Below are 21,763 nucleotides of genomic sequence, written 5' to 3' on the forward strand. Positions count from 1 at the left end.
CGCGGTCAGTTCCACGAATATGCAAACTTGTCGTTCACGATCGAGACGCGCGTCTGCTTGACCTCCTCCTTGGCGAGAGACTTGCTCAGGAATTCGCGCGAGAGTTCGGGCAGCAGCGTGTTGGTGATGATGTTATCGATCATCCGCCCCCCGGAGTCCGGATCGTTGCAACGGGATACGATGTGCTCGACGACTGCATCGTCGTAGCCGAAGGCAGCCTTGTGATTGTCGCGGAGGCGCTGTCCGATCCGGTCGAGCTGCAATCTGACGATGCCGGCAAGCATCTCGTCGGAAAGCGGAAAGTAGGGGATCGAGACAATGCGCCCGAGCAACGCGGCGGGGAACACCTTCAGCAGTTCCGGCCGCAGCAGCCTGGCGAGTTCTTCCGGATCGTTGCGATACTTGGGATCGCGCGCCAGGCTCATGATGAGATCGGTGCCGACGTTTGTGGTCAGAATGATCAATGTGTTCTTGAAATCAATTCGCCGACCGTTGCCGTCTTCCATGACTCCCTTGTCGAACACCTGAAAGAAGATCTCATGGACGTCGGGATGGGCCTTCTCCACCTCGTCGAGCAGGATAACGCTGTAGGGTTTGCGCCGGACCGCTTCGGTGAGCCGGCCGCCCTCACCATAGCCGACGTAACCCGGAGGTGCGCCCTTCAAGGTCGAGACCGTGTGCGCCTCCTGGAACTCCGACATGTTGATCGTGATCATGTTCTGCTCGCCGCCATAAAGGGTTTCGGCAAGCGCGAGGGCGGTTTCCGTCTTGCCCACGCCGGACGGTCCGGCCAGCATGAAAACGCCAATCGGCTTGGACGGGTTGTCCAACTTGGCGCGGCTGGTCTCGATTCGTTTGGCAATCATCGTCAGTCCGTGGGACTGGCCGACCACGCGGCGATTGAGAATTTCGGGCAGCTTCAGGACGGTCTCGATTTCGTCGCGCATCATTCTGCCGGTCGGGATGCCGGTCCAGTCGGACACGACAGAGGCCACCGACTGCTGATCGACATGGGCATAGATCATCCGCTTTTCCGGATTGATGCCCTCCAGTGTCTCGAACTTGCCGCGCAACTCGACGCGTTTGGTGGCGCGATCTTCGTCTTCGTTCCCGGAGAGGATTTCGCGAATGCTGCGGATGTCCTTGACGAGCTCCTGTTCCTTGGCCCAGTCGGCCTCCAGGCCGGTCAGCTTGTCCTTCAGCGCCGCTATGTCGCCTTCGATCGCGGTGATGCGCTCGCTGTTCTCGTCCCCGAGATCGCCGTCGCTGACCAGCGCCGATCGTTCGGCCTCGCGGGCCGCGATCGCGACGCGAGCGTCCTCGATCAGGGCCGGCGTCGCGCTTTGACTGATCGCTACCCGCGCCGAAGCTGTGTCCAGCAGGCTGACCGCCTTGTCCGGCAACTGTCGAGACGGAATGTAGCGATGCGACAGGTTGACCGCGGTCACGATCGCGGCGTCTGAGATGCGAACGCCGTGGTGCTTCTCCATCGGGCCGAGGAGGCCGCGCAGCATGATGCAGCAGGTCTCGACGTCCGGCTCATCGACCTGGATCGGCTGGAAGCGTCGTGTGAGTGCGGGATCCTTTTCGATGTACTGGCGATATTCCGCCCAGGTGGTGGCGGCGATGGTCCGCAGCGTGCCGCGGGCGAGGGGAGGCTTCAGGAGATTGGCCGCGTCGCCGGTGCCGGCCGTGCCACCGGCCCCGATCAGCGTGTGAGCCTCGTCGATGAACAGGATAATCGGGGTAGGCGAGTTCTGTACCTCGTCGATCACCGAGCGCAGGCGCTGCTCGAATTCGCCCTTCATCGAGGCGCCGGCCTGCATCAGGCCGATATCCAGCGCGCAGAGCCTGACGTTGCGCAGCGGCGGCGGCACCTCGCCGGCGGCAATGCGCTGGGCAAATCCCTCGACCACGGCGGTCTTGCCGACGCCGGCCTCGCCGGTGAGGATCGGATTGTTTTGCCGCCGGCGCATCAGCACGTCGATCAATTGACGGATTTCGTCGTCCCGACCAAGGATCGGGTCCATCTCGCCCGATCTGGCCTTTGCGGTGAGATCCTGGGAGAACCGGTCGAGCGGTGTCGTCCCCTTGGCATTCGCCCGGTCCGCACCATCGGTGCCGGCACCGGCCAATCCGGAGCCATCCATCGGACGCATGGTCTCCTCCTCGGAGCCCGCCCAGATCGCGCGGTGCTCCGCAGCCAATGCGTCGACATTTATCTTGGCGAATTCCTGCGAGATGTTGTTGAGCGCACGACGGATCTCGTTCGATTTCAATCCGGCGACCAGGAGATGGCCGGTGCGGATCTGGGTCTCGCCGAAGAACAGCGTGGCATAGTGCCAGCCACGGTCGAGAATATCGATGACCGAATTGGCGACGCCCGGCATGTCGGTTTCGTTCTTGCGGAAACCGTTGATGACGCCCGCGAGGTCCGACAACAGCCGCGCGCGGTCGAGCTTGTAGCGATCCGCCGACAGGCTGAGGTCGGTCCGCTCCTGTTGCAGGATGTGAAACAGCCAGTGCGCAAGCTCCACGTTACGGTTGCTGGCGCTCTTGGCGTGGCGCAGGGCCTGTATGAAGGCGTCGTAGCCGGCCCGGTTCAGTTTGCCAGTCACGGCCTCAAGGCTGATATCGGTCACGATGGCGCCTCCTGCTCAATCCCTGGGCGATGCCGGGTCGTCGCGGAAATCGGCTCGAATTCCCATGATGTTAGGACAATCGGAGCGATGCTTAGGTTCAAACCGGCGGCGTACCTGTCGCAGCATTGCGCCGGGCTCTCAGACGCTCGGCTAGGTGAAAGCGTGCATCGCGCCGGTACTCCTCGGTCGAGGCCCAGTTCGGCGAAACCCAGCTGGTCCATCCAAGGCGTCCGCTGTGCCCCAGCTTCATCGGGACAACCGCTCCCGCCGGAATGGCGAGTTCCACCTCCCACTCGAGTTCGTCGCCGATATAGAAATAGACGGCGTCAGCCAGGGGCTCGGACAGGTTCGGCGCTTCGGTGGGCAGGAACTGCTCGTATTGAGCAAAATCCTTCACGAATACGCGAACCCTGATCTTGTCTTCGACGCTGAACACGCGCGAGCCCAGGAGCGCGTCGTGACCGAGCCTGGCGTGCGTCCCGCCGAGCCGGCTGCAGTGGCTCGGGTCGAACGGGAGCCAGGTGCCAACGAACTCGTCGATCTCGACCCTGACATCGAACAGCCCTTGCAGGAGCCGCGCCAGCCGTGAAGCGGATTTCGCTCTCGGTGAAACCAGTCCCGCGAAGCTCAGCTTCGCCATGTCAGGCACGGTATCCCGATTGGCAAAAACATCGGAGCCGAGGCCGGCGAAGGAGCCGACATAGGCGATGAAGCGATCGTCGGATGGGCGATCGTGCTGGGCGATCGGCCGTGCGTCTGCCCAGGCTCGAAAGAACAATTGCAGGAAGCGTCCGTTCAGCAGGTCGAGAAAACGGGGGAAAGCGTCATCCCGCATCAACTGCCAGCCGACGCTCTCATCGGTGGTGGCCAGCGGCAGCGCGCCCTGCGGCCCAAGCAGGCCGAGGAATTTGACCAGAATTCTGAGCCTGCCATCGCGATCGTCGACCGAGCTCAGATTGGAGGCTGGAAATTCCAGATAGGGGGTTTGACCGAGGTCGACAAACTCCTCGCGACGCGCAGCACTGTCGCCGATCCGGGGCCGATCCGGATTGCATCGCTCGAGCTGGCGGAGCGTCTGAAAAAAATCGAACCGCCAGGGCTCGGCCTTCATCTGGTCGATCAGCGTCACAGCGGCCTCCGGGTGCCCATGCGGGCAGGCCAACGCATGATCTCGCCGCGCTCCGGGGTCGAGATGACGGTCTGGGTGAAGGTATTGAAGCCAGAATAGTCGGCGAAGAAGCGTTCCAGCACCGCCCCGAGCAGGAACACGCCGCTGCCTTCGAATGCCTTCTCGTCCAGCGTGACCGTGATCTCCAGGCCGCGCGCTGCGCCACTGCCGGTACGCTCACGCACCCGCCGCACCACGGGCCTGCTCTCGACGCTGCGCACGCCACGAATCTTGCGTTCCGTCGCGTCGTCGAACTGGTCGGCGAATAAGGACAGCATCTCGCGCAACGCCCCGGCGTTCTTGCCGCCGCTGCGTTCCACGAGGCCGAGATAGTTCAAGCTCAGCATGTTGATCAGGCGCCAGCTGACGACGCCGCTATTGGCGATTTCGCTGCGGCTGCGTAGCTGCGCCACCACCGGCTCGCGTGGCCGGGTGGGGCCGGCTATGCACATCAGCTCGAGCGAAGTGTCGTCCAGCAGGCGAAAGTCGGCGCCGCCCTGGCCGACCGGCAGATGTTCCGTGAGATGCCGGTTGGAGCACAGCGCCCGGACGCTCAGCTCGGCGGCGGATCCGCCGCCGCTCGGGTCGCCGGGCTCGAGCAGCGAAAGGAACATGTCCGTCCCGGTGTAGTCCGAGGCTGCGCCATAGGTCTTCTCTTCGACGGTGCGACGCCGCGGCAGCCGACGAACCGTATAATAAAGTCCCTCGACCGATCCGGCCGTCCGGTCGACGGCGGCGGAGTACAACGGACGCACGCGGCGCTTGTCCTTTTCCGCCGGAAAGTGTGCGTAAACCTCCAGCACCTGGTGCGGCTCGTATTCGAGATAGCGGCTTCGGTCGGGCACCACGTGGTATTCGTAGGTATTCGACTTGATCGGGATGCGATCGCTGGTCTTCTCGAACAGGTTGATCGCCGGGGCGGTGTAGAGACTGAAAGTATCCGCCCGGACCGAGGCGGCGAGCCGCGAGTTGTGCTCATCGAATGCGAAGACGATATCGATGGACTTGCTGCGTAACCGCGGCATCACTGCGCGAAGTTGCGTCAGATTGACGCCAAGGAACTTGCGCGGAAACACGAAATATTCCCGCAACAACTCCGAGCCGCGAAAGACCCGGTTGTCGTTCGGAAACAGGGATTCGTCCTCGTTGAAGCCGACCTGCTGCACACAGTCGTTCGGAGCCCGGATGACGACCGGATCGCCGAAATCGTCGAGATAGCGAAAATAGACCCCGACGCAGTTCGAGGTCAGTTGTTCGTAAAGTGCGATGGCGTCCGACTCGGCACCGGTCAGGTAGATGGGCAGTTCGCTGGTGCGGCAGCCGGCGAACCAGGTGTCCGGCTTGTTGCGAGCCTCCACGTCCGTCGGCTCGTCGTCGAGCCGCGCGGCGGTACGGTGCGTCAAGGAGAGCCTGAGCCCGGCGATAACTTCTCCGCCGACTGGAATCCCGAGGGCCTGCAAGGCGCCGGCGGTCGCAAAATATTCGGCGCCGGTGACGTCAAAGGGCCAAAGCACGATATCGCGGCAAAGCCGGAACCGGCAGGCGAGGCTCCGTTCCCTTTCGCGATAGTTCGCGTCGAAATAGGCGCCCCGCGCAATCTTCTTGCCGTCGCGCAACGCCGGATCGGCGTAGGTCGGCTGAATCTTGACCAGCATGGCGGACGGAGTCGGCGCGAGATAATTCGGAACCAACTGCTCAAGCAGGTTCGCCGTGAATTCAGGAAACTCGTGCTTGAGCTTGAGCTGAACACGAGCGGCGAGAAATGCAGCACCCTCCAACAGGCCTGAGATCATCGGATCTGAGCGGTCGCGGACCAGACCGCCGAGGCGCTCGGCGATACCAGGATATTCCTCGGCAAAACCCTCCGCATGCTCGTACAGCAGCGACAGTTCACGATTGTAAAAGTCGAGGAACTCGCGATTCATGTTACAGTCGGTTGATCTGTATATCGCCGCTGTCGAGGTCGACGTCTGCGACGAATTCCACGGGCACGTTGAGCGGTTCGCACTTCAGGTCGGAATGCACGACGAAGCGCAGCTTGAGCTGCTCGGCGCCCACGGAGGTGTCGCGCCGCACCCGGATGGACTTGCGATCGAGTCTCGGCTCATAGGTCGTGAGCGACATGCGCAGGGCATCGCTGAGCTCCTCGTCGGTGACTTCGTCGATCGAACGGTTTGCGATATCGGGGAATCCATAGTTCAGGATCGAGGCGCGGACGCAGCCGCGACCCGTCAGGTCAAGCGTCGATTCGAGGGCAATGGTGTTGAGGAGTGTTTCGACGTCCTGCGAAACCTCGCGCCTCAGCAGCGTCTCCGAGATCGGGAAACGACCAGCGCTGCGCCGTCCCGCTATCACTCGCTCACCGAACTGATCGCGCAGTTCGAGTGGTTTGCGCGCATCGCGAGCGTCATGAGCCGCACGAAAGGCCAGCATCAATGGCGGAGAGAGCCGGTCCTTCCTTGGCGTAACAGTCATTGACGGTCCCCGTACCGCCAGCGCCGATTGCCGCTATGGGCAACCGGCGCCGGGCAGGAAGCTTGCGATCAGGCCCATTCCTTGTTGGCCGCAACGTCCCATCCGAATACCGGAGACGCGCCGGCGCCGCCTTTTTCCGTCTGGGTCTTGTAGGTCATTTTGACCTTCTGGAAGTTCAGGCTGACGTTTTCGGTGAGGCGATCCTCGCCGTGCGATCCGCCCGTCGAGACGCTGGAGACCAGAACGTGCTTCATCTCGATCTTGAGATATTCGAGCGGGTGTTCACCGGCCTTGCGTACCGTGAGAATGGCGCTGTCGATGTGCTTTCCATTGGCGCAGACCTTGAAAAGCTCGGGTGTCGCCTTGTCCACGAAGTGCGTGAAGTGGAGGTCTTGAACGGCGACCTTGCCGGCGCCGCCGCCGGACCCGCTGTGGAACGTGCCGCTCTGGCTCTCGCCAAACGACCAGCTCAAAATGTCGATTTCGTCCTTGTGTTTGTCGTCGAGCGACTCGCCCTTGATCGGATCGAGTTTCAGAAAGATGTCGACAGCCATAGCATAGCCCTTTCAAAATGCTCTGATGATAGACGGTTTGCGATGGCGTGGCGTCAGGAGCTCGGGCCTGGCAGGCGCGAAACAAGACTGAGACCGACGTCCATCGCTTCCAATTGAAAGTGGGGACGGAGAAAGAAGCGCGCGTTGTAATATCCCGGGTTCTCCTCGTTTGCTATGACCTCAACCTTCGCAGCGGCCAGCGGCTTGCGCGCTTTCTGAGCTTCTGACGACAGGGCCGGATTGGCATCAACGTATTCGTTGATCCAGGTCTGCAGCCAGACCGTCAGCTCATCCTTTTCCTTCATGGATCCGATCTTGTCGCGAACCATGCACTTCAGATAATGCGCAAAGCGGGATACTGCGAACATGTAGGGCAGACGCGACGACAGGTTGTCGGACGCGGTTGCATCCACGCCCTTGTCGCCGAAATACTTCTTCGGCTTGTAAAGCGACTGGGCGCCGATGAAGGCGGCCTTGTCGGTGTTCTTGCGATGGATCAGCGGGATGAGTCCCGCCTTTGCAAGCTCGTGCTCGCGACGATCGCTGATGGCGATCTCGGTCGGGCATTTCAGGTCGACGCCACCATCGTCGGTCGGGAACGTATGCGTCGGCAGGTTGATGACCTCGCCGCCGGATTGGACGCCGCGGATGCGCGTGCACCAACCGAACTCCTTGAAGGCGCGGTTGATGTTGACTGCCATCGCGTAGGCGGCGTTGATCCAGCCGTATTTGTCACCGGTGTGCCCGTCCGTCTCCTCTTCGAAGGCGAACTCTTCCACCGGCTCCGATTTGGCGCCGTAGGGGAGGCGGCCCAGCGCGCGCGGCATGCACAGGCCGAGATAGCGCGAGTCGTCCTGATCGCGCAGTCCCTTCCATGCGGCGTATTCCGGCGTGTCGAACACCTTGCCGATGTCGCGAGGGTTGGACAGTTCGGTCCACGAGTCCATTCCCATCAGCGTAGGCTCGGCGCCGCTGAAGAAGGGGGCGTGCGCGGCGCCGGCGATCTTGCTGAGATCGCGGAGCAACTGCACGTCGGTGGGAAGGTGGCTGAAATAATAGTCGCCGATCAGGCAGCCGAACGGCTCGCCGCCGAGCTGGCCGAATTCGTACTCGTAGATCTGCTTGAACAGCGGGCTCTGGTCCCAGCGCGCATCGGGATAAAGCCGCAGGTTCCGATACAGCTCGTTCTTGGAGACGTTCATCACCCGGATCTTGAGATTGGCGTCGGTCTCGGAATTGAAGACGAGGTAGTGAAGGCCGCGCCAGGCACTCTCGATCGCCTGGAATTCGGGCGCGTGCAGGATCTCGTTCATCTGCGCGGTCAGCTTCTGATCGATCCGCGCGATCATCTCCTCGATGGTGTCGAGCACGTCCGACTTGATGACGCTCGTGTCCTTGAGCGCCTCCTGAACCAGCGTGGACACCGCGTTCTCGACTTCGGTCGCCGCACGTTCGGTGCGCGGCTTGAAGCTTTGCTTCAGCAGGGCGGCGAACTCGTCGGCCTCGACGGTCCCGACCTTGGTGGTGGTCTCTTTATGGATTGCTTCTTTTGCCATGGTCCCCATTCCTTCCCTTAGCTGTTGCTGTCGGCTTCGGTGGACTGGCTGGTCGCGCGCTCGCGCAGTGCGGCCATCAGTTGAGGATCGGCGAGGAGTTTTTTCAGCTGGTCCTCGGCGCCCACCTTGCCATCCATGTAGCGCAGCAGGTTGGCGAGCTGTTCGCGCGCTTCGAGCAATTTGGCCGTCGCCGGCACTTGGCGGGCGACCGCCACCGGCGTGAAGTCGGACATCTTGTTGAAGCGCAGGTTGACGGAGATCTTTTCGTCGGACCCGTCGCTGAGACGATTGGCGACGCGCGCCGTCACGCCGGGCTGGATCGCCGCCATGCGGTTGTCGAAATTGTCCATGTCGAACTCGAGGAACTTGCGCTCCTCGACCTTCGCCTTCTCGACGCCGGGGTCGTTGCCGGAAAGATCGGACAGGACGCCCATGACGAACGGCAGTTCGATCAGCCGCTCGGCATCGTATGGATCTTCGTAAGTGATGTGCACGCGCGGTGCGCGGTTTCGGCGAATGAATTTTTGACCGCTGTCGGTTGCCATTGGGTTGCCCTCTTCACAAAAAATTCTCTGCGGAAGCCGACTTGCGCGACGCAGGCAGGGGAAGTGCCTCGGTCTTTCGTCGGCGGAGCTTCCTTCCGTTCAGTTAGTCCCGTCGAACGGAAGGCGGGTTCAATTCGATTTATCGATCGCCTTCAGAGCGCCCTCCGGCAGCACTTCGTTCAGCAGGCTGAGGAAGTCTCGCTGTGCGAGTTCGCGTGCGCGATCGACCAGGAACGGGATCGGGCTGGACGGCTCCGCGGCCCGGAAGAAGGAGGCAACCTTGCTCAGCAGGTCCAACGCTTGGGCTCTGTTTTCGGCTGCAAAAACAGCATCTTGAGCCTCATTTTCGGCCGCGGATGGGAGCGAGGTGGCGAACTCCGCCATGCGCTCGATCGGCAGGTCGAAAACCTTGTCGCGACCGATATTGATGGCGGCGCTCTCCACGTGGGCCGGCATCAGCATCCGCATCACTTCGATAAACGATTTGCCAACCATGTCCTGTGCCTGCCGCACCAGCAGCAGCGCCGGGCTCGACGGTTCCTTTCGAGCGAAATAGTCGGCAGCCGCTGCCAGCGCCGCGGATGCCTGTCCGGGTGATGTCACTGCGCCGGCGATTTCGATCGGAAGCTGCGGGCCGCCTTGAGCAGCCGCGTCCGGGGACGGGGTGATTGCGGCCGGATCGCGTGCGGTGACCAGAGTCGCGAGCCAGCCGGCCATGCCATTCGCGACACCCGCCAGCCTGTCGAGACTGATGGGTTGCCCCGAGTTCAACTTTTCGTGCCAGACCGATTTGATGCCGGCGATCTCGGCAGCGACCGCCGAACAGCGGGCGCTCACCGCCTTGAGGGTGTCGAGGTCGGTCTCGCCGATGATGCGCTCGATGGTTCCGAGATCGGGCATGTCGACATCGGCATCGGCGGCGGGAATTTCGCCCTTGGCAATCTGATAGGCACGGTAGTTGAGGCTGCCGTGCCTTCGATTTTCGATCAGGGGGAGGAATTGGAGCGGGTTGATCACCGTCGGAAACACGTCGATCGCCTCGATGGTGACGGCCCGAAAAGCATAGTCGCCGTCCTCGCCCCTTGGGTGAACCGCTTCCCATTGTTCGCGCAGCAGCAGGGTGGTTGCCCTCAGGCAGCTGAGGAAGCCGTCGAGATCGCGGTTCAGGATGGAAAACTTGGCGAGCAGCATGGTCAGGCGCAGATCGCGGGTGCGAGCCAGCAGGGGCTGCGCAGCGGCGCACTGGCCGGCAATATCGATGGCTTTCGGGTCGAAGCGTCCGCGCTCTCCGTTCGCGTTGACGACCTCGAAATACGACATCGGCAGCAGCGATTCCGCAGCTGCGAAGAAATTCAGGTACTGAACGTCGCCGGCCGCATCGAGGTCAGGCCCGCAGGGATCGTCCGGGTCGATGGGCTGGGTCAGGGATGCGACGTCGAGCATGCAAAGAGGATCCGTCTGCGGGGGTCTGGCCCCTCTACCAGGTCCGGGACATCTGGCGGATCACGCGGGGGATCATGATCCGATTGACTGGTAGGTCAGATCAACGCCGGCCTCGGTTCATTCCCGCGATGATGGCGGTTTCCCGTGAACCGGCAAGCGCTTGGAACCGACTACATGAGTGCCGCAGTGGCTTCCTCAGGCAATGCTTCGCCGCGCCGGGAGAGGAGACACCGGGCGGACTTGTCGGCCATCCCAGCGATGGACGGCTCGGATTTCGGTCGTTCGTGCTTGACCGCCTGATGCGCCGGTTGCGCAGCTCGTGCGGTCAACGAGGGAGTTTAACGCCCACATGGGCCAGCTTACCCAGGATACCCGCCTCTGCGAGCTCAAGACCCCCCTTGGCAAGGACGTTCTGGTTTTTGCCCGGTTCGAGGCCGCCGAAGGTCTGAGTGAACTGTTCGAATACCGCATCGAATGTCTCAGCGAGGAAGCCGATCTCGACTTCGATCGGGCCATCGGCAAGCAGTGCACCCTCACCATCAAATTGCACGAGAAGGAACGCGAGTTCAGCGGCATTCTCACAGAAGCCCAATGGCTGGGGGTGAAGAACGACTACTTCAGTTATCGGATCGTGCTGAGGCCCTGGTTGTGGCTGCTGTCGCGGACCACCGATTGCCGGATTTTTCAGGACAAGAAGGCGCCCGACATCATCAAGGAGGTCTTCAACGAGCGCGGCTTCACGGACTATGAGTCCAAGCTTACCGAAGAGGGCTCATGTCCAAAGCTCGAATACTGCGTTCAATATCGCGAGACCGACCTGGATTTCGTCTGCCGGTTGATGGAGCAGCACGGGATCTACTACTTCTTCAAGCATGAAGGCGGCAAGCACACGTTGGTGCTGGCTGACTCCAAGTCCTCGCACAGCCCCATCAACGGTCTCGCCAAGATCCCCTACATCCCGCTCGCCGGCTCCGACCGTCGCGGCGAGCAGCATATTTATGAATGGGCTTCCGAACGCCGGTTCCGCACCGGGAAGATCGAGCTCAACGATTACAACTATCAGAAGCCCAACGCGCAGATGATCAGTGACGCCAAGGGCTCCGAGCACTACACACGATCCGAGATGGAGTTCTACGACTATCCCGGCAAGTTCAAGGAGAAGTCCGACGGCGAGCGATACGCGAAGATCCAGCTCCAGGCCGAGCAGGCGATGGATCGGCGCCGCCGGGGCAACGGCGACGCCGTCAACCTTTTCCCCGGCGGACTAACCAAGCTCGAGAAGCACGCGAAAGACTCGCAGAACGTCGAATATCTCGTGGTACGGGCAGCTCACTCGTTTTCCATCGAATCCTATCGCACTGGCGGCCCCGGTGACGCCGGACAGCACGTCTACTTCGGCAGCTACGAATTTCTGCCAAGCGATCGGCCGTTTCGATCTCCCATGACGACGCCGAAGCCGAGGATCAACGGCATTCAGACCGCCAAGGTGGTGACCAAGGACGACAATTCGAGCGAGGAAATCGACGTCGAGTCGCTGGGCGAAATCTATGTTCGCTTTTTCTGGGATCGGAAGAAGAAGCGCTCATGCCGGTTGCGCGTGGCGCAAGTCTGGTCCGGCAAGCGCTGGGGCGGTCAGATCATCCCGCGCGTCGGGCAGGAGGTGGTCGTGGAATTCCTGGAAGGGGATCCCGACCGGCCCTTGGTGATAGGGACCGTCTACAACGATGAATACAAGCTGCCCTACGATCTGCCGTCCAAGAAGACGATTGCGGGATTGAAGTCCGACTCGACCAAGGGAGGCGGCGGCTACAACGAATGGAACTTCGAGGACAAGAAGGGGTCCGAGAAGATCACCGTGCACGCCGAGAAGGACTACGACGTCACGGTCCGCGACACCGAGACCAGGACCATTGGCGAGGCCGCGTTCGGCGGCGATACCCGCAAGACCACGCTCAAGAACGGCAACGACAAGCTTGATATCGAATTGGGCGGTCAGCACATCAAGCTGGCGATGGATCAGTCGGTCGATGCGGGCCTGAGCATTACCCTCACGGCCAACGTCAATATCACCCTGCAGGTTGGTCCAAGCCAGATCATCCTGTCTCCAGCCGGCATCGTCATCAACGCGCCGACCATCACCATGACCGCGCAGGCCGCCATGGCGCTCGCGGCCGGCGGCCCGTTGGTTGCCCACGGCACGCCAACCATTGTCGGCTGACAGCCATGAATCAGGTTCGGTTCAGCACAGTCCACGATCTCTTCGAAGCCTATCCGCTGGCGCGCTACGACGTCGGCAAAGCCGCTCCGGACAAGTTGTCGTTGGACTTCCTGCAGGAGGCGGCCGATGCGGGCAACTGGCACCAGGCTGTGTCCTTCTGCGCGTATCTGCTCCCCAGGCGTGTGGCCGTCGCCTGGGGCTGTCGCTCGTTGCGGCAGATGTTCGACCATTTCGACGGCAATGAAGGCAGGTCGCTCAATTTTGCCGAGACCTGGGTCCGGCAGCCGGACGAGCAATCGCGCAACAAGGCTTTGGCGGTCGGCAATGCCAACGATCCCGAGCAGCCGGCGACCTGGCTGGCGCTGGCGGCGGGTTGGTCCGGCGGAAGCGTGGTTCCCGCGGAATTCGCACCGGTCGAAGCCAAGCCGGATCAGACGGCGCGGGCGGTTCGCGCAGCCCTTTTGATCGGCCTCTGCCGGCTTACCCGCGAGTCCAGGGACCGGATAATGACGGCCTGCCTGGAGGATGGTATTCAATTGGCACGCGGCGAACCGCGCCCTCCACGCTGACGAGACGATGTGATGGTGCTTCGCTTTAACATCGAGAACGAGCCGACCCTTCCAGACGGCGGCCCCGTGTCATTTACCGTCACCGGAAGGCGTTCGGTCGACATTGGCCGGGACCGCCATCTCGACTGGACATTGCCCGATCCGGCGCGGATGATTTCGGGGAAGCATTGCGAGATCCATTATCGCGACGGCGGCTACTGGTTGCACGACGTCTCGACCAACGGCACCTTTCTCAACGGTGCCGACCAGCGCATGCGGGGAGCGCACCGGCTGCGCAATGGCGATCGGCTCGTCATCGGCCACTATGTCATTGGCGTTTCGCTGGACCTGGATGAGCCTGCCGAGGGCACGCCGAGCCATGGCGCGCAGCAGCAAGCTCCGCTCGCTCGGCAGCACGCCGATTACCAGGAACTGTGGGCTCCCGGTCGCGACGTGCCGCCGCCGATCGACCCGCAGCAGTTGCGAAAACCGCGCGAGGCCGCGCGGCCCGTCAATCCGGAATTCCTGGACTGGGCGGCGAGCGTTCCGCCGGCGGGTATGGATCCTGTCCGGCATTCGCCGCAGATGCCTCAGCGCGAGCCGCCGCTGCACGACGACATGAGCTGGGCAGCCGGTCCGGTCGCCACGCCAAAACCGCCGGTCGACGTGCTGCACGCGATGCCGACGCCGCGCCGACCATCGGTATGGGCCGACGACGAAGCGGCTGTCCCGCCACCGCCGGCTCCCTCACCGGCAGGGCATATGGGAGCGCCGCGGCCGCAACTGGCCGAGCCGACACCGGCCACGGCCGCGCCGATCGGCAACCCCGAATTTGCGCGCCTGGTTGCACGTGCTGCCGGGCTGCCCGACGGTTTCTTTGCCGACAAGACCGAAGCCGAACTCGCGGAACAGCTTGGCGTCATCCTGCGCATGACGGTGGAAAACCTGATGGCCCTGCTGCAGGCGCGGACCCAGGCCAAGCAGCTGACGCGCAGCACCAGCCAAACCACCATCCAGGCCATCGAGAACAATCCGCTGAAATTCTCGCCGACCGCGGAAGACGCGATGCGTATCCTGTTCGGGCCGCCGACGCGCAGTTACCTCGATGCGCCGCATGCCTTCGCCCAGGGCTTCAAGGACCTCAAATCCCACCAATTGAAGACCTATGCGGCAATGCAGCATGCCGTCCGGGGACTGATCGCCAGTATCGATCCGACGCTGATGGCGCGCGAGCTCGAGCTTCAGCGCGGCGCAAGGTCCTTGTTTGGCTCGAACAAGAGCAAGCTCTGGGATGAATTTTTGACGCGCTGGAACGCGCATCTCGGTCGCGACGAAAGCGCGCCGATCGATACCTTCATGCTGCATTTCTCCGAATATTACGACCGCACAGACAAATCGGGGTCAAAGTGAACTGTCGGTGACGATGCAGTCGCCGATCATTGCCAAGTGGATGTAGGAATGTCCTGGTACAGCAAAGTTTTCTGGTCGGAAGGTCTGTTCCTGCGGCCGCATCATCTGCAGCAGAACGATCGCTATCTCGAGCATCTGCTGGAAAAGCGCGTTCGTTACACGACACCGTACCCCTGGGGCTTCGCCCAGCTCGAGATCGACAACGATCTTACTCAGCAGAGCAAGTTCGCCGTGCGCAGTGCGACCGGCGTCATGCCGGACGGAACGCCGTTCGATATTCCTGCCGACAGTCCGATCCCGGAAGCCATCGAAGTGCCGGATTCGGCCGCTGGCCAGATCGTCTGGCTGATGATGCCGGTCGCGGCGCCCAATACGCGGGAGGTGGATGAGGATCGCACCGACAGCGCAAGTCGCTACGTTCGGACTGCCGAGACGTTTATCGATTCAACCTCGGCGCTGCGCATCGAGGAAGAGATCGACATTGTCTATCCGCGGCTCTCGTTCGAGCTGCGCAAGACGAGCAAGCCGGGATACATGGGGCTCGGCATCGCTCGCATCCTCGAAGTGCGCGACAAGAATATCCTGTTCGACGACAAATTTGTGCCGCCGATGCTGGTCTGCGCCGCGCATCCGGTTGTCGATGGCTGGCTCAATCGAATCATCGGCTGGGTTGAGACCAAGCTCGACGAGCTGGCGCGCTACGCAGTCGATCCTTCGTCCGGCGGCGGCTTGCAAAGCGTCGATTATCTGGTGCTGCAGGTGCTGAACCGGACCATTCCGGTGCTGACTCATTTCAAGCGGTCCGGCAGCGTACATCCCGAGCGGTTGTACGAGGAACTGTTGAGGTTTGCCGGTGAGCTTGCGACCTTCGCGACCACCGAACGGCGCGCACGGGACTACCCGGTATATGATCACGACAACCTCGAATACGTCTTCACGCCCCTGGTGCGCGACATCCAGGATTTCCTGAGCGCGCGGTTGGGCAGGCGGGCGATCCGTCTGGAGATCATCGAACGTGCCCAGAACGCATTTGTATCGCCGATCCGCGATCGCGCGCTGTTCCGGAATGCGACGCTGGTGCTTGAGGTCGCCGCGCGGCGGCCGCTCGTGGAGATTCAGAATGAATTCCCGCACCTGTTCAAGGTCGGGCCCAACACGAAAATGACCGAGATTGTGCACGCAAACCTGCCGGGTTTGACCCTGGTGCATCTGCCGACGCCGCCACCGCACATCCGGGCCATCACAGACCACGTCTATTTCTATCTCGATCGCAAGTCGCCGCTGTGGCCCGAGTTCAGCACAGCGGCGTCGATCGGGATGCATTTTTCCGGCGACTGGCCGGAGCTTGAGTTGTACCTTTGGGCCATCCTGGAAGAGCGGCCATGACCGACAGGGACAAGCCGGTTAATCCTTTCGGTCGGGGTGAGCGGACCATCATCCGTCCGAACCCCGGCGGGAAGATGCCGCCGGCTCCGGCCCCTCAACCTCCGGCAGGCGAGGGGCCTGCCAGCCGTCCGGCGTACTCGCCATCGCCCATGGCTACGCCGGGTGGCCCTTCGCCACCGCCTTCATTTTCTCCCGTACCGCAGAGCGCAAGCTACGCCAACCTGCCGACCAGCCAGCCGTCAGAGGAATGGATTTCGACACCGGCGCCGGCTCAGGCGCCGCAACCGATCCTGCCGCCCGGACCACCGTTGCGTGTCGACGATCTGGTTGCACCAAACGCCAATCCGGTGATGCGCGCCGGTGGCCCTTTGCTGCAATTGCTTGGCCGGCTGCGCGTCGCGCTGATGCGGGCGTCATTCGCGAGCCTGATGGAGCAGGTCGCCGACGCCATCAAGTTCTTCGAGAAGGATATCCGCTCGGCCGGCATTTCCGAGCACCAGGCCAATACCGCGAAGTATATCCTGTGCGCTACCGCCGACGATATTGTGCAGCACATACCGACCGACGATCGACACGTTTGGGCCCAATACTCGATGCTCAGCCGGTTCTTCGGCGAGCGCGTGGGCGGCGTACGCTTCTTCGAGATTCTCGACCATTTGAAGACCGATCCGCTCGTCAACTATCCAGTGCTCGAGCTTCAGCACGCCTGCCTTGCGCTCGGATTCCAGGGCATTCACCGGACGTCGCCGGGCGGGCTTGCGAACCTCCAGGTGATCCAGCGCAACCTCTATGAAACGCTGCGCCGGGTTCGGCCCAAGCCGACCAACGATTTGTCGCCGCACTGGCGCGGCCAGGCCTTGGCCGGTCGGCGGAAGCACTTGCGTATCCCCGTTTGGCTGGTGGCGGCCGTGGTCGCCGCGCTGCTGACCGGATCCTATTTCGTTCTGCGGACGTTGCTGGCTGGCCGTGCAGAGAATGCTGCGCAAGTTGCGCTGGCACTGCATCCCGGCGATCCGATCGAGCTCAAGCGCCGCGTCGTTGCGCCGCCGCCACCACCGCCTCCGCCGCCACCCCCGGACCGCATCACGCAGCTGCAGCGCATTCGCAACGCACTTGCACAGGAGAAGACGGCCTGCGCCATGACCGCGGATCAGACGGCGAGCTTCATCGTGATCAGGGTCTGCGATCTCGCATTGTTTGCCTCGGGCCAGGCAACCATCCTGGATGGTTTCAAGCCGATCGCGGCCCGCGTTGCGGCGACGCTCGACAAGGAGCCGGGCCGAATCCGGGTGGTTGGCCATACCGACAGCTCGCCGATCCGCACCGTGCGTTTCCCCTCGAACTTCGAACTGTCGGTCGAGCGCGCCAAGGCGGTTGCCGCCGCGCTGAAGCCCAGCCTGGCCGATGGTTCGCGCATCGATGTCGACGGCAAGGGATCTGATTCACCGATTGCCAGCAATTCGACGCCCGAGGGGCGTGCCAAGAACCGTCGGGTCGAAATCTTCATCGAACGCAGCGAATAGGCGGACGCCAGAAGCTCACGCGATAAGCGACAGGTACCGGTCAATATGCTCGCCAAGGACATTCTACGCATCGTTCTCTATGGAGTCGGGTTCAGCTCGCTTGGGGCGGTGATCTACCTTGCCGGTCCCTTCGTTGCTTTCGGCGACTGGCATCCGTTGGAAAATCACATCGTTCGCCAGATCGCGATCCTGCTGCTCGGCGCCGCGGCCGCAGGCATCACCGGCCTTCATTTCTTCAAGCGACGCAAGAATGCCAAAGAGATCGCCGACGGCGTCAGCGGTGCGGACCAGGCTGTCAGCGACGAGCCGGTGCTCAAGGAGCGCATGAAGGATGCGCTCGCGACACTCAAGACCGCGAGCGGCAACAAGTCCGGTTATCTCTACGATCTGCCCTGGTACGTCATCATCGGCCCGCCCGGTGCGGGAAAGACCACCGCGCTGGTCAATTCGGGGCTCAAGTTTCCGCTCGCGCGCGGGGCGACGCCGGCGGCGATCGCCGGGGTCGGCGGGACTCGCTACTGTGATTGGTGGTTTACCGAGGAGGCGGTGCTGATCGATACCGCCGGTCGCTACACAACCCAGGATTCAAACAGCAAGGCCGACAAGGAAAGCTGGCTGTCCTTTCTGGACATCCTGAAAAAGAATCGGTCGCGCCAGCCGATCAACGGCGTTCTCGTCGCGATCAGTCTGGAGGACGTGCTGACGCTGCCGAAGCAGGAACTCGCGCTTCATGCCGATGCCATCAGGATGCGGCTCCTCGAGCTGCATCAAAGGCTGAAAGTGAGCTTCCCGGTCTACGCGCTGTTCACCAAGGCCGATCTGGTTGCCGGTTTCACCGAATATTTTGCCTATCTTAGCGAGGCCGGCCGGCGCCAGGTCTGGGGCGCCACGTTCCAGACCGCCGACAAGACCCAGAATCTGGTGGGACAGGTCCCGGTCGAGTTCGATCGCCTGCTGGAACGTCTGAGCGAGGAAACGCTCGATCGTCTGCAGGACGAGCCGACGCCGCAGCACCGGGTGCAGTTGTTCGGCTTTCCGGCGCAGATGGCGCGGCTCAAGCCGCAAATCCACGATTTCCTCAACCAGATTTTCGAGCCGACGCGGTATCACGTGAACGCCAATCTGCGTGGGTTCTATTTCACGTCGGGCACCCAGCAGGGTACGCCGATCGATCAATTGATCGGATCGTTGGCGCGCACGTTCGGCGCGGAGGAGGTCGGCGCCGGATCGTACTCCGGAACCGGCAAGAGCTATTTCCTCGCCGATTTGATTTCGAAGGTCATCATCGGCGAGGCCGACTGGGTCTCGACCGATCGTGCTGCGGTTCGCCGCGCTCTGATCCTCAAGACCGCGGCGCTGTCGGTGATCGGTTTGGTGGCGATCGGGCTGATCGGTGCGTGGCTGACCAGCTACAAGCGCAACTCCGAGCTGATTGAGCAGAGCCTGCAGGCGGACAACGAGTATGCGGCCGCCGGCGCGCCGCTCATCAAGCAAACGCTGATTGCCGATCACGATCTCGACAAGGTGCTGCCGCTGCTCTATCGGCTGCGGAATGCCCCGGCCGGCTATGCCTCGCGGAATGAGCCGGTAGCACTTTCGGCGCGCTACGGGCTCAGTCAGCACGCGCGCCTGTTGTCGCCCGCGAAGGCGGCCTATCACACCGCGCTTGAGCGCATGTTCAGGCCTCGCTTGCTGTACCGCCTGGAAGAGCAGCTCAATGCGCGCATCAACGAGCCTGCCTTCGTCTATGAGGCGCTGAAGGTCTACCTGATGCTCGGCGGCCTGCAATCCCCGGACCGCGAGCTCATCCGTTCCTGGATGCAGCGCGACTGGGCGGACAACCTCTATCCCGGCGCGACCAACGCGGAAGGGCGGCGTCTGCTCGATGAAAATCTCGTCGCCATGTTCGACCTCGAAACCGAACAGCCGCCGCTGGTCGAGCTTGACGGCCGGCTGATCAAGCAGGCCCAGAATTCATTGGCGCGCCTCAGCGTGTCGCAACGCGCCTACGAGTTCCTGAAGTCGGAGGCTCGTGGATCGACCGCCGGCGACTGGATCGCCAGCCGCCGAGGCGGTCCGGACGTGGCAGTTGTCTTCGAAACCACAAATGGGCAGCCCTTGGACAATGTGCGGGTGCCCGAGTTCTTCACCTACAACGGCTTCAATCAGAAGTTCATCGCTCGACTGCCCGGATTGTCGGAGCGCATGAAGCGCGAGCGCTGGGTCTTGGGTGACGCCGGCCAGCAGTCGGCAATCGACCAGCAGTATGACAACCTGGCTGGCGATCTGCTCAGCATCTACTCCAATGAGTTCGTGACGACGTGGCGGACTGCGCTCGGCAGTCTGCGTCTGAAGAAATTGCTCGCGGACAAGCCGAAATACGAAGTGCTGAGAGCGCTCTCGGCACCGACCTCGCCGATGCGGCAAATCCTGGAGTCGGTGCGCGATGAGACGATGCTGACCAAGGAACGCCCGAAGCCGGCGAGCGCCGGCACGCCAGCCGCGCCGCCCGCGGTGACCACGCCAGCGCTGTTCAACAATGCCCAGGATGGTACGCCTGGCGCGGCGATCGAGTCGCAGTTCAAACCCTACCATGCAGTCCTTGAAGGGGAGAGCACCCGCCGGCCGATCGACTCGACGATCGCAAACCTGAACGACATCGCGCAGAATCTGACGCTGATGGTCGAGAATCCGCAACTGACGGCGCAAGCAACGGCGGGGCTTCAGACCCAGGTTGCAGCGCTGCGCAACAATGCCTCGCGTATGCCGCCACCATTTTCCGATATGCTGCGGGCGGCGGCCGCGGAGTTCGAAGGCAGCATCGCCGCCTCCACGGCCGGTCAGATCCTGCAGTCGTTGCGCGATCAGGTCACGCCGGTCTGTCAGCAGACGGTGACCAACCGCTATCCGTTCGTGCGGGGCAGTGGTCAGGAAGTCCCCCTTGCGGATTTCGCCAAGCTGTTCAGCCCGAACGGCATCATGGACAAGTTCTTCACTCAATTCCTGGCGCCTTATGCGGATACGTCGCGGTCCGAATGGGTCTGGCGGAAGGAGAGCCCCGTCGGCCGATCGTTCTCGCCCGACACATTGAAGCAGTTCCAGAACGCCGCCTATATCCGCGATGCCTTCTTCCAAACTGGCGGTGGTGTGCCGGCGGTGTCCTTTGCAATTCGGCCGCCGGCTGCGGCCGGACCGGGCATCACAGTCAAGACCGAGATCGGCGGCACGACGATCACGAGTCCAACCACACCAGGACCAGCCCCAACTCCCTCCATGTTTGGTGCGCCGCAAGCCGCTCCTCCGCCGCCGCCGCAGAGTAATTCACCGACAACGGTGCTCTGGCCCGGTCCGTCGCCGCGGACGGCAATTTCGGTCAGTAACGAGACCGGCTCGCCATCCGTGCTCGAGCGCATCGGCCCCTGGTCATTGTTCCGAATGCTGGAGGCCGGCTCGCTGGTCGCCAAGGCGGAATCCGCCAGCGCAACTTTCATTGTTGCCGGACGTGAGCTCAACTATCAGATTTCGACCGGATCGTTGCGCAATCCACTCAACCTGTCAGTGCTCCGCGAGTTTCGTTGCCCGACCGGAATATGACCATGCGATGCGGCTTATTCGGCAAGATCGGCGCGAAGCGTGATTTCATCGCGATCGCGACGCCGCGTAACTTCCTGGAAGTCTGGGAGCCGTGGGTGCAAGCTGCCATCTCCGCGAGCCGCCATCAACTCGGCGCCGGCTGGCAGGAAGCATTCCTGACTGCGCCGATTTGGCGATTCTGGCTTGGCGCCGCGATCTGCGGCACCACCGTCGCAGGAGCGATCATGCCCTCGCTTGACGGTGTGGGGCGATACTATCCGTTGACGCTGCATGCGGTGCCGGATGGTGACGCCGCGCTGCCGCCGCCGCACATCGACCCGCAGGACGAGTGGTATGGGCAAGTGGAGACGTTTCTGCTCTCGACCCTGGACCGGGCTGCGACGTTCGAGCAGATCTCCGATGCACTGGATCGTCTCGCGCTTCCGCGTCTGCGGACGCCGGGGACTGATGGACCGCCGGTCGTGCCGCTGGGCGACGCGACGCTGGGAATGGTTTCGACGGTCGATGGGTTTGCCGAGTCGTTCGGCACGCTCTGCGGCGCCAACCCTCAAGTCTATGCCGCGGCTAGCTTCTGGTGGACCGCCGGAGGCGAAGGGTTCTCGCCGATCGCACTTTGTTGCCGCGGATTGCCGGATCCGTTTCGCTATTCCACGTTGCTGACCGGCGACGTTGGCCGCGAAGTATCCGGGACGGGATGACGC

15 protein-coding genes are annotated in these 21,763 nt (G+C 62.5%); 7 read left to right on the forward strand and 8 right to left on the reverse strand.

Annotation, left to right across the window (positions count from 1 at the left end):
- Window positions 1-5: 5 nt before the first annotated feature.
- The 8 genes from tssH to JEY66_RS19745 form a co-directional block, all read right to left on the reverse strand.
- On the reverse strand, window positions 6-2,642 hold the full coding sequence (gene tssH / locus JEY66_RS19710) for a type VI secretion system ATPase TssH (RefSeq protein WP_018272204.1): 2,637 nt from the start codon (window positions 2,640-2,642) through the stop codon (window positions 6-8).
- 97 nt (window positions 2,643-2,739) lie between these two features.
- Window positions 2,740-3,804, reverse strand: coding sequence for a type VI secretion system baseplate subunit TssG (gene tssG / locus JEY66_RS19715; RefSeq protein ID WP_018272203.1), 1,065 nt, complete (start codon window positions 3,802-3,804; stop codon window positions 2,740-2,742).
- Entirely contained in the window at window positions 3,768-5,735 is a 1,968-nt protein-coding gene (gene tssF, locus JEY66_RS19720; RefSeq protein WP_018272202.1) for a type VI secretion system baseplate subunit TssF, read from the reverse strand. The genes tssG and tssF overlap by 37 nt, the downstream gene beginning before the upstream one ends.
- A gap of 1 nt (window position 5,736) precedes the next feature.
- Window positions 5,737-6,243, reverse strand: coding sequence for a type VI secretion system baseplate subunit TssE (tssE, locus tag JEY66_RS19725; RefSeq protein WP_038375420.1), 507 nt, complete (start codon window positions 6,241-6,243; stop codon window positions 5,737-5,739).
- Between the two features lie 110 nt (window positions 6,244-6,353).
- Window positions 6,354-6,839, reverse strand: a complete 486-nt coding sequence (locus JEY66_RS19730) for an Hcp family type VI secretion system effector (protein ID WP_016843423.1) — start codon at window positions 6,837-6,839, stop codon at window positions 6,354-6,356.
- 53 nt (window positions 6,840-6,892) lie between these two features.
- The gene (gene tssC / locus JEY66_RS19735; RefSeq protein WP_018272201.1) at window positions 6,893-8,395 is read right to left on the reverse strand and encodes a type VI secretion system contractile sheath large subunit; all 1,503 of its coding nucleotides are present in this window, start codon (window positions 8,393-8,395) and stop codon (window positions 6,893-6,895) included.
- A 17-nt stretch (window positions 8,396-8,412) separates the two neighbouring features.
- A complete protein-coding gene (gene tssB / locus JEY66_RS19740; RefSeq protein ID WP_016843425.1) occupies window positions 8,413-8,940 on the reverse strand; it encodes a type VI secretion system contractile sheath small subunit in 528 nt (175 codons plus the stop codon).
- Window positions 8,941-9,069: 129 nt separating this feature from the next.
- Entirely contained in the window at window positions 9,070-10,383 is a 1,314-nt protein-coding gene (locus JEY66_RS19745) for a type VI secretion system protein TssA (protein WP_018272200.1), read from the reverse strand.
- 349 nt (window positions 10,384-10,732) lie between these two features.
- Here JEY66_RS19745 and JEY66_RS19750 point away from each other — a divergent pair, with 349 nt between their 5' ends.
- The 7 genes from JEY66_RS19750 to tagF all read left to right on the forward strand — a co-directional run bounded on the left by JEY66_RS19750 (window position 10,733) and on the right by tagF (window position 21,760).
- Window positions 10,733-12,601 (forward strand): type VI secretion system Vgr family protein, encoded by a 1,869-nt coding sequence (locus JEY66_RS19750; protein ID WP_018272199.1) that lies wholly within the window; start codon window positions 10,733-10,735, stop codon window positions 12,599-12,601.
- Window positions 12,602-12,702: 101 nt separating this feature from the next.
- Window positions 12,703-13,170, forward strand: a complete 468-nt coding sequence (locus tag JEY66_RS19755) for a DUF6931 family protein (RefSeq protein WP_244620811.1) — start codon at window positions 12,703-12,705, stop codon at window positions 13,168-13,170.
- 12 nt (window positions 13,171-13,182) lie between these two features.
- A complete protein-coding gene (gene tagH / locus JEY66_RS19760) occupies window positions 13,183-14,559 on the forward strand; it encodes a type VI secretion system-associated FHA domain protein TagH (protein ID WP_018272198.1) in 1,377 nt (458 codons plus the stop codon).
- Window positions 14,560-14,607: 48 nt separating this feature from the next.
- Complete coding sequence (gene tssK / locus JEY66_RS19765; protein ID WP_018272197.1) at window positions 14,608-15,945, forward strand: type VI secretion system baseplate subunit TssK; 1,338 nt, start codon at window positions 14,608-14,610, stop codon at window positions 15,943-15,945.
- Window positions 15,946-16,253: 308 nt separating this feature from the next.
- On the forward strand, window positions 16,254-17,468 hold the full coding sequence (gene tssL / locus JEY66_RS19770; RefSeq protein ID WP_018272196.1) for a type VI secretion system protein TssL, long form: 1,215 nt from the start codon (window positions 16,254-16,256) through the stop codon (window positions 17,466-17,468).
- A gap of 45 nt (window positions 17,469-17,513) precedes the next feature.
- Entirely contained in the window at window positions 17,514-21,062 is a 3,549-nt protein-coding gene (gene tssM, locus JEY66_RS19775) for a type VI secretion system membrane subunit TssM (RefSeq protein WP_018272195.1), read from the forward strand.
- The gene (gene tagF, locus JEY66_RS19780) at window positions 21,059-21,760 is read left to right on the forward strand and encodes a type VI secretion system-associated protein TagF (RefSeq protein ID WP_018272194.1); all 702 of its coding nucleotides are present in this window, start codon (window positions 21,059-21,061) and stop codon (window positions 21,758-21,760) included. The genes tssM and tagF overlap by 4 nt, the downstream gene beginning before the upstream one ends.
- Window positions 21,761-21,763: the final 3 nt, after the last annotated feature.

This window comes from Bradyrhizobium elkanii USDA 76, assembly GCF_023278185.1.
GTDB classification, from domain to species: domain Bacteria; phylum Pseudomonadota; class Alphaproteobacteria; order Rhizobiales; family Xanthobacteraceae; genus Bradyrhizobium; species Bradyrhizobium elkanii.